This is a genomic window from Micromonospora trifolii (genome assembly GCF_050516465.1).
In the GTDB taxonomy this organism is placed as follows: domain Bacteria; phylum Actinomycetota; class Actinomycetes; order Mycobacteriales; family Micromonosporaceae; genus Micromonospora; species Micromonospora trifolii.
In genome coordinates this window covers 3088775-3100609 of sequence record NZ_CP191526.1, presented here as the reverse complement: position 1 = coordinate 3100609, position 11835 = coordinate 3088775, and the positions used below count along the sequence as shown (strand labels likewise).

Sequence of the window (11835 nt, the reverse complement as noted above, 5' to 3'; positions counted from 1 at the left end):
CTTCCTCTCCCGCCGGGCGGGGTCGTTGTCGACAGGCCGGTCACGGCGCCGCCGTCGCTGGGCGCGGCCGGTCAGACCCGCAGCAGGGTGCAGACCCAGTGCATGCCACTGCCGGTGCTGGTCAGGGCGACCAGATCCCCGTCGGTCAGCTCACCGGTGCCGAGGTGGTGCTCCAGGCCGATCAGCTGGTCGGCGCAGCCAACGTGGCCGTGCGTGAGGGCCAGCTCGACGTTGGTCCGCTCCAGCTCCACACCGAGGTCCTTGGCCAGCTCGGCGAACTGGCGGGCGTTGTCGTGGAAGTGCAGGAACCGGCGGACGTCGGCGAGCGTCACGCCCGCCCGGCCGCAGGCCGCCTCCACCACCTGCCGGTTGCGCTCCCGGATGGTGGCGACGAAGCCGAACATCTTCCGCACGTCACCGGCGAAGAACTCGTTGAGCCGGTCCGCCGGGTCGCCGACGCGGGGAGTGTCGCCGCCCGGGGTGAACGGCCGTGCCGCTCCGCCGACCGGCATCCGCATGAACCCCGCGTACCGGCCGTCGCTGATGGTCTCGGTCGCCAACCAGCGGCACCGGCCGTGGTCGCGGACCAGCACGGCCGCTGCCGCGCCGTCGGAGAAGATGCTGGTGTTGACCTCCATCCGGTTCCAGTACGGCTCGGCGACCCGGTTCGCCCCGATCAGCAGGGCGGTTCGATACTCCGGGTGGGTGGCGAACCGGCCGGCGACCGTGTCGAACGCGGCCACCCCACCGCCGCAGGCCTGGTTGAGCAGCACCGCCTCGGCCCGGTGCGCGCCGAGCCGCGCCTGCGTGTGGGCGGCCGGGTCCCAGTAGAGGTATTCGGCCAGGTCGGGTATGGCCAGCACCACCAGGTCCACGTCGGCGGCGGACAATCCGGCCCGGTCCAGCGCGGTGCCGCCGGCCACCACCGCGAGGTCGGTGACCCCGACGGCGGGCCCGGCCCGGTGAAAGCCCCGGTACTCCCAGGACCGCACCCGGTCCAGATCCTCGGTGTACGCGGCGGCGGCCGCCGCCACGTCGACCTGCTCGCCGAGGACATGCGCCAGGGCGGCCACCCCGATGCCGACCGGCGGTGGCGCGCTCATCGCCGCACCGCCGTTACCCGGTCCGCCGCCGCTGTCGCGTCAGCGCCCTCGTCGAGGCGCGCGGCCCTCAGCCTGACCTCCGGGTCGGCGGGTACGACGGCGTGCAGGTCGGCGAGGAAGCGTCGGGCGGTGCCGTTGCGACCGGTGTCGGTCCAGCGGACCAGCACCTCGTCGGCCCCGTCCACCTTGGCTCGCCGGGTCAGCTCCCGGAGCACCGCCGCTTCGACGCCCTTGCCGAGCACCGGGCAGGAGAGCGAGAAGACGTCGACCGTCCACCGCTGAACGGACCTGTCGAGCGCGACGAGCCCCGACGTGCCGTAGTCGCCGAGCCGGTCGCGTACCCGGATCGCCAGCAGGTCACCGGCCCGCTCGGCCAGCACGGCCGCCGGTGGGGCCGGGGCCAGGGCGAAGTCGTGCGCCCGGGCGACCAGCTCGGCGACCTCGGCGACGGCGTCGGCGGTCACCGGTCGGTAGTCGACCTGGACGTCCAGGCCGGCCACGAAGCCGTCCAGCGACAACGCGGCGGGCGCGGCGGTAGGCGTGGACGGGCCACCGCTCCAGCGTCTGCTGGGCAGCCGATCGGTGAGCCGCGCCGCGCGCAGCTCGTCCGACCAGGTCCGCGCGTCGGCGCCGAGCGCCACGCGTCGGGGCACCGGGTCTCCGTCGGTGGGGCCGGTGCCGGCCAGCACGAGCTGGTTCAGCGCGACGTCCACCTCGGCGGCGATCTCGGCGAGCTGGTCGGCCACTGGGCGGTCGTCGGTGACCCAGCCGTCCAGCACCGGCAGCAGCTCCACGACGTCGCCGGTCGACCAGCACCCGGGGCCGCTGGCGCGCAACGCGACGCGTACCCCGGCCTCACGCAGCTCCCGCAGCGCCGGCAGCAGGTGCGCCGCACCGGTCAGCTCGTCGCCGTCGAGCACCAGCGCGCGGCAGACCGCGCCGAAGAAGCCACCCACCAGTGTGGACGCGGCGGCACCGAGCCGCCCGAAGACCCCCTCGACGTACGGCACCTTGGCGAACCGGAACAGCGCCGGGTGGTACGCCCGCCCGTCGCCCACCGTCCGCACCGCCTCGTCCGCGTCGACGAGCAGCACCCCCGGGTCCCCGGCCAGCAGGTCGCGCAGTCGTTCCCGGACCGCCGTGGCGCTGGCGGTCACGCCGTCGGCGTGCATCCCGTCGGCCGGTCCGTGCGGGCGGGTGGCGGGGACGGCCGGCAGCACGTACACCAGCAGTGCGCCGTGGCGACGCGCGGCGGTGACCGCCGCCTCGGCGCCGGCCACCAGCTCGGTCGCCCAGCCGGTGCCGGCCGGGCCGGGATCGCCGGCCTCCTCCAGGCGTTGCGCCACCACCAGCACGTCCGGCCGGGTCTCGGCGAGGAATCCGTCGGTGGCCAGGCACTGCTGTACGACCTGTTGGAACGGGCCGACGCTGAGGGTGGCGGGCAGCCCGGCGTCGTGCAGGCCCAACCCGAGGTACGGCACCAGCGGGTCCACCGTGTAGCTGGCCAGCAGCGCCACGCGCAGTGTCGGCTCCGGGGGCTGCCGGGTGACGGCCTGCCAGCGGGTGCGCCGGGCGAGCAGGTCGGCGCTCATGTCGCCGCCGTGCCCTTGGCGCGCAGCACGGCGCGCAGGTCCGCGACGCTGCGGACGTCGCGGATGTCCTCGAAGGCGAAGGAGAGCCCGTAGACCTCCTCCAGGGTCACGACCAGTTGCAGGTGCCGCAGGCTCGTCCAGGTGCCGATGGTCTGCGGTCCGGAGTCGTCGGTCACCTCGGCCGGATCGACCTCCAGCACCCCGGCGACCACCTCGGTGAGCGTCACTTCGCCACCACCGCGCGGTCGTCGGTCAGCTCGTCGGTGCCGGTGGGTGCCGGCAGCGGCGCCGGCACGGCGGGTGTCTCGTCGTAGTCGGGCAGGTCGATCTCCATCCGGCGGATGCTCGGCGAGGCGAAACCGGCGGCGGCGACGCCGATGCCGAACAGGCCGACGATCACGAAGATCAGGCCCATGCCGGCGCCCGGTCCGGTCCCCACCAACCAACCGAAGTACGGCACCCCGGGCCCGCCGTCGCGCATCATCGGCTCGAACCAGCGGTCCGCGGCGATGCCGGCCAGCGCGGTGCCGCCCGGGTACGCCAGGTCCTCGATGAACTGTCGCGCGGCGAAGACCCGACCCTGGTGCGACGGTTCCACCTTCTCCTGCCAGACCGACTGGGCGTACCCGTCGATGAAGGGGATGGACAGATGCAGGAAGAGCAGGGCGACCGACCAGACGATGATGCTGTCCCCGACGCCGTACACGATCCGGCCGAGGACGCTGAAGACCAGGATGGCGATGAGCATCCGGCGGATCTTGTGCCGGGTGTTCGGTAGCAGTCCCAGCAGCAGGGCGCCGGCCACGCCGCCGACCGCGCCGATGGTCTGCACCAACCCGACGGCGTTGGTGCTGCTGTCGGTGCGGGCGAGGATCTGTGGCACCAGCAGGGCGAAGCCGACCGCCGCGAGCACGTTGATGGCGAACATGATCGCCTCCAGGCCGGTGAAGGCCCGGCTGGCCAGGATGTAGCGGAAGCCGTAGATCGTGTCGGACCAGAAACCGCCGTCGTCCGGCTGGGTGGAGCGGGGCACCGGCGGCAGTTGCACCAGCAGCACCGCGCCGATCGCCACCACGTAGGACATCGCGTCGATGAACAGAATGACCTTGATGTCCATCAGGCCGAGCAGCGCGGCGGCGAAGCCGGGCGCGAAGATCACCGGGATGGTCCGGACCGCGAACATCATCGCGTTGGCCCGCGGGTACTGGCCCTTCTCCATCATCACCGTGATGGTCGCCTGGTACGCCGGCAGCTGGAACGCGAGGAACGCGCCGGTGACCAGGTTGACCAGGTAGAGGTGCCACACCTCGACCGAGTCGGTGAGGAAGAGCAGCAGGATGGCGGCGGTGGTGACCGCGGACCCGATGTCGCTGAGCACGATGGTCAGTCGCCGCCCCCACCGGTCCACCAGCGCGCCGGCGATCGGGCTGAAGATGACTGTCGCGCCGAACGCGCACGCCATCAGCATGGTCAGGTCGAAGGCCCGGCCGGTGGCGTCCCACACCCAGATGCTCAGGGCGAAGTTCGTCATCCGGGTGCCGAGCGCCGACAGCAGCTGGCCGAACCAGATCGTGGTGAACCCGGCGAACCGGGTCGGGCGTCGGAACGCCATGGGGTCTCCTCCTACTGCCGTGGCGGTTGCCCGTGGTCTCCGGCCAGGCGCAGCAGGCTGGTCCGGATGCCGTCGAGCAGTTGTTCAGCGGACCCCGACCGGAAGGCCGGGGTGGCGTAACTCAGGTCGACGCGGAGCCGGGGGCCGGTGAGCGACCCGGTCACGTCGAAGGGGAAGGGCCAGAGCCCGTCGCTGTCCTCGGTCGGCCCGAACGGCGCCGCGCAGACGTCGAGGAGCTGGTTGGCCGGGGCGACGTCGTCGAACCCGAAGCCACCCATGTAGTTCACCGCGACCATCGGCGGTGCCGTCGCGGCCAACCTGGTGCGTACCTCCTCGTCGGGGCAGAGGTGGCGCAGCAGCCCGTAGCCGATGCCGTTGTCCGGCACCCGGGCGAGCTGCCGGATCACCGAGCGCACCGATCGCGTCGGGTCCGCGGTGGAGGGCAGCTGCAACCGCAGCGGATAGAGCACCTGGAACCAGCCCGTCGTGCGGCTCACGTCCAGGTCGTCGAAGAGCGGCTCCCGGCCGTGGCCGGTGGTGGCCACTGTCACCGCGCCGCCGTCGGTGCGCCCGGCGATGGTGGCCACCACCGCCCACACCAGCAGGTCCCGCACGCTGGCCCGCAGCCGCCGCGCGGCGGCGTGCACCCCGCTGGTGGCCGCCTCATCCAGCGTCACGGTCGCCAACCCCAGGTCGCCGAGGCGGACCGGCCCGGTCTCCGGCTCGTCCGCGAGTCGGCGCAGCACCCCGTCGTCGGCCTGGGCGAGCCAGAACGGCAGCTGTTCGGCGAGCCGCGTCGAACCGGCGTACTCGGCCAGTCGCCGCGCCCAGGCGCGGTACGACGTGGTCTTCGCCGGCAGGGTCGGCTTCTCGGCGCGTTCCAGCTGGCCGCACAGGGTCTCCAGGTCGGCCAGGAGCAGACCGCGGGAGACGGCGTCCACCACCAGGTGGTGATTGACGATCAGCAGCCGGTCGGGCAGCTCCGGGCCGAGCCGGAAGTGCGCCACCCGGGTCAGCGGGCCGACTCCGAGATCCAACGAGGTCTGCGCCTCGGCGCAGCGCGCCTGCACCGCCGCCTCCCGCTCGTCGACCGGCACGCCGGTCAGGTCGTGGCTGACGAACGGCACGGCGTCGGTCGGGTCGGCGTGCCGCTGTCGCCAGCTTCCGTCCGCGAGGGGGGTGAACCGCAGCCGCAGCGCGTCGTGCTGGGCGACCAGCCGGCGTACCGCCTCGCGGAGCAGCTCAGGAGGCAGCGGGCGGGCCAGCTCCAGGTAGTAGGGGTGGTTGAACAGGGCGGGCCGGGCCATCGTGGGGGCGAGCAGGTCGGTGAACCAACGCTGCGCCCCGGTCAGCGGCGCGTCACCGCGCACCTCGCCCTGCTCGGCGTCGAGCGCGGTCGCCGCCGGCTCGCCGAGGCTGGCGGCCAGTTCGGCGACGGTGGGGTGGCGGACGAGCTGGCGGGGGGTGACGTCGATGCCGGCCGTCGCGCAGCGGGCCACCAGCTGCATGGCGAGCAGCGAGTCGCCGCCGACGGCGAAGAAGTCGTCGTGGATGCCGATTTGGTTGGTGCGCAGCAGCTCCGACCAGATCGCCACGAGGCGGCGTTCCCGTTCGGTGCGTGGGGCGGCGGCGGCCCGTTCGGCCGACCGCCGGTACCCGTCGGCGACGGCGACCCGCACGGCCGCGGCGTCGGCCAGCTCGGTGGCCACCTCGGCCAGCAGCCCGGGCGCGATCGCGTCGACCGGCTCGTCGGCGTGCGTGCTCAGGGCCGCGTCGAGTGACCAGAGGCCGCGCAGCACCGGCACCGGCCCGGTCGCCGGGTCGAACGGCAGCGCTAGGACGTCCGCGGGGCCGGGCTCGGTGGCCGGGTGCAGGAGCAGCGTCGTGGCGTCGACCGGCGGCGTCGGGGCGCACCCGATGATCCCGGCGGCGACCAGCGCGGACAGCTCCGGGGTCTGCGGCGGCGAGCTGAGCAGCACCTCGCGCCCGGTCCCGGCCTGGGTGGCGAGCAGTCGGGCCAGCTCTGCCTGGTGCGGCGCCGGTCCGGCCGGTACGACCAGCCGGCCGACCGCCGGATGCCGCACCGCGCGCCGCACCAGCAGAGTTGCGGCGACCGCGGCCAGCTCCGGCGACCACTCGTCGCTCGCGTTCAGCTCCGGCACCCGGTAGCGCCGCGCCCAGGCTTCGACCGACACGACGTCGACATCGGGCCGGGCGTCGTGCAGCTGCCCGGTCAGCTCGGCGAAGAGCGCCTTCCACGGCGCCGTCCGGTAGGCCGGTGCGGCGGGGCAGACCGCGATGGTCAGTGGGGCCGCGCTCCGGGCGCGGTAGACGTCCACCGCAGCCAGCAGTTCGCCGTGGAAATCGCGCAGCCCGACGGCCGCCGCGCCGAGTGGGCCGGGCACCAGCCGGTTGTCCCAGCGCAGAACCAGCACGTTCCGGTCCCGGGCGGTGGTCGCCAGGCCGGCGGCCGGGTCGCGCAGCAGCCGCAGCAGCGCCCCGGACGGCATCTGGCCGAGGGTGTACGGCAGGCCGAGCAGCTGCGTCCAGAAGCGGACGGTCGCCGCCAGCTCGGGCAGCTCGACCGTGCCGCCGACCACCAGGCGGGGCGCCGCCGGCGCGGGCCGGCGCGGGGTCGCTGCGGGTCGTGCCGCGCCGGTAATCGGCTCGTCCGGTCGCCGCACCCCGTCGTCGAGCATCCGTCCCAGCCCGGTCAGCAGCCGGATCATCCGCTCCGGTTCGAACAGGTCGGCGCGGTACGCCAGGTCGGCGTGCAACTCGTCGCCCTGCCAGGTGAGACTGAGGAACAGGTCGAAGTCGACGCCGACGCTGGGCACCTCCACCCCGGCGGCGGTCAGCCCGGCGAACTCCGGCACCTCGTCGGGGCCGTCGATGACGTTCAGCACGCACTGGAACAGCGGGTGGTGCGCGGCCTGCCGGGGCAGCCCCAGCGCCTCCACGATGGACGCGAACGGCAACCCCTGGTGCCGGTACGCCTCCCGCGCGGTCCGGTAGGCCCTGGCCACCAGCTGACGGAACGTGGGCCTTCCGGCCACGTCGACGCGCAGTGGCAGCAGGTCGGCGAAGCAGCCGATCAGCGGTGCGAGTTCGGCCCGTTCCCGGCCCGCCGTCGGTACGCCGACAATCAGGTCCGACCGGCCGCTCTCGGCGTGCAGCACGGCGGCGAAGCCGGCCAGCAGGACGGCGAACGGGGTGACGCCCTCGGCGCGGGCCAGCTCCCGTACGGCCGCACCGAGACCGGTGGCGAGACGCTGCGACTGGTAGCCGGCGACGTCGGAGCGCTCCTCGGAACGCGGGTGGTCGGTGGGCAGCTCCAGCAGGGTCGGCGCGTCCCCCAGCCGGTCCCGCCAGTACGCCAGGTGCGGCTCGACCGCCGTCGAGGCCAACCAGTCGCGCTGGTGGCGGGCGTAGTCGGCGAACTGCACCGTCAGCGGCGTCAGCGGCCCGTCGACGCCGGTGGCGTGGTGCGCGTACCGGGTGGCGACCTCGTCGAGCAGAATGCTCCACGAGGTGTTGTCGCAGACGATGTGGTGCATCCCGAGCAGCAGGTGCCAGCGGTGCTCGGGCAGCCGGACCAGGCGGGCCCGCAGCAGCGGGCCGGCGGCCAGGTCGTACCGGTGGGCGGCCAGGTCGCCGGCCGCCCGCCGCAACGCACGGGCCTGCTTCGACGTCGGCAAACCGGCCAGGTCCAGCGTCTCCAGCCACGGATCCAGGTATGGCCGCACCACCGGCTCGGGCTCGCCACCCCGGTCCCGGAAGGTGGTCCGCAGCACCTCGTGCCGGGCCAGCACGTCGTCCAGCGCCCGGCGCAGCGCCGCCTCGTCCAGGTCGCCGCGCAGCTCCAGGGCGGCGGTGGTGTTGTGCCGGACCACGTCGTCGCCGAGCTGGTCGAGGGCCCAGAGCCGGACCTGCGCCGACGACGCGACGGCGGGTGTGCCGGGTGCGGCGGGGGTCAGCGGCGCGAGTGCGGTGGCGTCGGTGTCGGCGTCCAGCAGCGCGGCGAGCCCGGCCACGGTCGGGTTGGTGAACAGCGTGTAGAGCGACACCTCCCGGCCGAACTCGGCCTGCACCCGGGACAGTAGGTGGGTGGCGAGCAACGAATGGCCGCCGAGGCCGAAGAAGTCGCTTGTCACACCCACCTGCTCGACGCCGAGCGCGGTGGCCCACAGGTCGGCCAGCCGCTGCTCGGTCGGGGTGCGTGGCGCGACCGTCTCCGCGTCGTCCGGGCCGGCCGTCCGGGTCGGCGCGGGTCGGCTCCGCTCGGCGACGGCGGCGGCCGTGCTCAACTCCTCGACGAGGTACTCGGCCCGCTCCGGCCCGATCGGCGCGACCAGTCCGGCGCCGGTCCACGGGCCGGGCGGGTCCAGTGGCCAGACGTGGGCGAGGAATCGCCGCGCGTCGTCCCACCCGGCGGGCACCGCCAGGGCCAGCAGGCCCGGGTGGTCGCGCCGGAGCGCCGCCACCGTCTCCGGGTCGGTGTCGAGCACCACCGTCGTCGCCGGGTCGGTGGCGGCCAGCGCGGCCGTCAGACCGTCCGGCGGGCAGGCCCGCACCTCGTGGCCGGTCAGTGCCTCGGTGAGCCGGTCGACCGGCAGCCGGTCGCCGTCGACCAGCACCTGCCGGCGGGGCTGACCGGCGGCCCGGCGCAGCTCGCGCACCAGGATCGTGCCGAGGGTCGCGAAGTACTCGCCGGTGTACGGCACGTGCCCGAGAGCGTCGGCACGTCCGTCGCTGACCTCGCTCACCGGGTAGGTGCCGGCGTGGTCGGCGGCCCAGACGGCGTGCATGCCCGGGGTACGGGCGGCCAGCGCGGTCAGCCGGTCGTCGAGCCGACCGTCGGCCCGTCGCCGGTCGACGCCCGGCGACGCGGGGCAGACCACCAGCAGCAGCGGAGCGTCGGTGCGCCGCCGGTATGCCGCCACCGCCGCGACCAGGTCGTCCATGGCGGCATCGAGTGCGGCCTCCCCGCGCTCCTGCCGGCGCAGCCAGTCCTCCCAGCGCAACAGGCACACGGTGGCGTCGGCCGGTGGCCCGGCGAGCAGGTGCGCCACCAGTTGCCCGTACCCGACCAGCTCGACCGAGGCGGGCACCCGCAGGAATCGCAGCCAGAACTCCACCGGGTCGCGCACCGGGTCGACGGTGAAGGTGGCCGCCAGCGCGATCCGCTGCCGGTGCAACCCCGGCACCTGCGACAACGGTCGCTCCGGGGTGTCCGCCATTGCGCGCAGCAGCTCCGGCAGCCGGCCCACCGTCGCGGCGATCGTCTCGTCCAGGTACAGGTCGGCGTTGAAGTCGACAGCGCCATCGATCCGGTCACCGTGCGCGGTAAGGCTGACGAAGAGGTCGAAGTCGGTGAGGCCGCTCTCGGCGGCCACCGGCGTGAAGGTCACGCCGGCCGCCTGCCGCTGCGCCACACCACCGTCGGTCATCGTGGCCAGCACCTGGAACAGCGGGTTCACGCTCGGGTCGCGGACCGGGCGGACCTCCTCCACCACCCGCGCGTACGGGGCCTCCTGGTGCGCGTACGCCTCGCTGACGGTGCGGTGGACCCGGCGCACCAGATCGCGCACCGTCGGGTCGCCGCTCGCGTCCACCCGCAGCACCACCATGCTGGCGAAGCAGCCGATCAGCGGCTCCAGGTCGGTGCTCGCCCGACCGGCGGCCGGCATGCCGAGCAGCAGATCGTCCTGGCCGGTGGCCTGACGCAACAGGGCGCTGAGCCCGGCCAGGACGACCGCGTTGACGGTCGCGCCGGCCGAGCGGGCCAGCCCGCCCAGCGCCGTCGTCGTCGCGGCGTCGACGGTGAAGGGCAGGCTGCGGCCCCGGTGGGTCTGCACCGGTGGCCGGGGGCGGTCCGGCGGCAGCGTCGATCGGGCCGGCGCGGTGGCGAGCCGCTCCCGCCAGTGCGCCAGGTGCCCGGCGAGTTCCCGTTCGGCCTCCGGTCGGCGGCGGGCGGCGACGTGGGTGACGAACCGGGTGGGCAGCGTCGGCAGCCCCGCCGGCACATCACCGGCGAACTCGCCGTACCAGCTCACCACCTCCTCGACGAACACGCCGGCCGACCAGGCGTCGAAGACGATGTGGTGCGCGGCGACCAGCAGCAGGTGCTCGTCGTCGGCCAGCGCGAGCAGTCGTACCGCGAGCAGTGGGCCGGTGGTGAGGTCGAACCGGATCGCCGCATGAGCGGCGGTCTCCCGGTCGGCGGCGACCCGCCGTTGCGCCGGCGGCAGCGCCGTCAGGTCGACCACCGGCAGCGGCACCTCGACGGCGTCGCGGACCCGCTGGGTGACGGCGACGCCATCCGGGCCGTTGCCGTCGGCCGGCACGAAGACGATCCGCAGCGCGTCGTGCCGGGCCACCACCGCGTTCACCGCCCGGTGCAGTGCCGCGACATCCAGCCGGCCGGTGATCCGCTCGGCGAACGGCACGTTGTAGACCGGGCTGCCGGGCTCCAGCCGGTCCAGGAACCAGAGCTGCTCCTGCGTGAAGGAGAGCGGATAGGCGGTGGCGGCGTCCGGGCGCTGCGGACGAGCCTGGCGCAGTCGCAGCGCCAGCAGTTCCCGCTGCTCGGGGGTGAGGCCGACGAGGTCCGGGTGCAGGTCCTGGCTCACCGGGTGACCCCCTCGACGTCCGCGCCCACAGTCGTCGGCCGGCCGCTCAACAGGCGGGCCAGCGGGGGAGGGGAGTCGTGCAGGTAGAGGTGCCCACCGGGCACGACGGTCAGCGAGAAGCCGGCGGCGGTGCAGGCGGCCCAGCCGGCCATCTCCTCCGGGCTGATCAGAGGGTCGTCGGCCGCCGCCACCGCGTCCACCGGCAGCGGCAGTGGCGTCACAGTGGTCGGTCGGTACGACGCCACGACGGCCAGGTCGGCCCGGACGGTGGGCAGGATCAGGCTCAGCAGGCCGGCGTCGGCGAGCACCTCGTCGGACACCCCACCGAGGTCACGCAGCCACCGGGTCAGCGCCGCGTCGTCGAGGTGGTGCGCCGAGCCGATCGGTGCGCCGTCCTGTGGCGGACGGGCCGCGGAGACCACCAGCCGCTGCGGCGCCGGGCCGCCCCGGGCGAGCAGGCGGATGGCCACCTCGTACCCGATGAGGGCGCCCATGCTGTGCCCGAAGATCGCGTACGGGGCCGGAACCCACTCGACGATCGCGTCGACCAGCGGCGGCGCCAGGTCGGCCATCGTGCTCAGCGGCGGATCGGCCAGCCGGCGTTCCCGGCCGGGCAGCTGCGCGGTCCACAGCTCCACGTCGTCGCCCAGCAGCGTCGACCAGGGCCGGTACGCGCCGGCGCCGGCGCCGGCGTACGGGAGGCAGACCAGCCGCAGCCGGGCGGCCGGACGTGGCGCGGCGCAGCTCAACCAGGCGGCGGCACCGGTCGGTCGGGTGGCGGTCGTCGGCGGTGGCATGCGAACCCCGTTCCTGCTCAGCACGGCGACGACGGGTGGTGTCGCCATGCCCGCACACGCTAGGAACGGCCCGTGACGGCGGTCTTAGCGTCGGATGAG

6 protein-coding genes are annotated in these 11835 nt (G+C 74.5%); all 6 read right to left on the bottom strand.

Annotated elements, in window-relative coordinates; genetic code table 11:
* Window positions 1–71: 71 nt before the first annotated feature.
* The 6 genes from ACQRWP_RS14205 to ACQRWP_RS14180 are packed head-to-tail and all read right to left on the bottom strand — an operon-like array spanning window position 72 to window position 11784.
* Window positions 72–1103, bottom strand: a complete 1032-nt coding sequence (locus ACQRWP_RS14205) for a 3-oxoacyl-ACP synthase III family protein (RefSeq protein WP_430502698.1) — start codon at window positions 1101–1103, stop codon at window positions 72–74.
* Window positions 1100–2695 carry a hypothetical protein gene (locus tag ACQRWP_RS14200; RefSeq protein WP_430502697.1) on the bottom strand — a complete coding sequence of 532 codons (1596 nt, stop codon included), beginning with the start codon at window positions 2693–2695 and terminating at the stop codon, window positions 1100–1102. Before ACQRWP_RS14200 ends, ACQRWP_RS14205 begins: the two co-directional genes overlap by 4 nt.
* Window positions 2692–2922, bottom strand: coding sequence for an acyl carrier protein (locus ACQRWP_RS14195; RefSeq protein ID WP_430502696.1), 231 nt, complete (start codon window positions 2920–2922; stop codon window positions 2692–2694). Before ACQRWP_RS14195 ends, ACQRWP_RS14200 begins: the two co-directional genes overlap by 4 nt.
* A complete protein-coding gene (locus tag ACQRWP_RS14190) occupies window positions 2919–4307 on the bottom strand; it encodes an MFS transporter (protein ID WP_430502695.1) in 1389 nt (462 codons plus the stop codon). Before ACQRWP_RS14190 ends, ACQRWP_RS14195 begins: the two co-directional genes overlap by 4 nt.
* A gap of 11 nt (window positions 4308–4318) precedes the next feature.
* Window positions 4319–10939, bottom strand: a complete 6621-nt coding sequence (locus tag ACQRWP_RS14185; protein ID WP_430502694.1) for a condensation domain-containing protein — start codon at window positions 10937–10939, stop codon at window positions 4319–4321.
* Window positions 10936–11784, bottom strand: a complete 849-nt coding sequence (locus tag ACQRWP_RS14180) for a thioesterase II family protein (RefSeq protein WP_430502693.1) — start codon at window positions 11782–11784, stop codon at window positions 10936–10938. Before ACQRWP_RS14180 ends, ACQRWP_RS14185 begins: the two co-directional genes overlap by 4 nt.
* Between the last annotated feature and the right edge of the window lie 51 nt (window positions 11785–11835).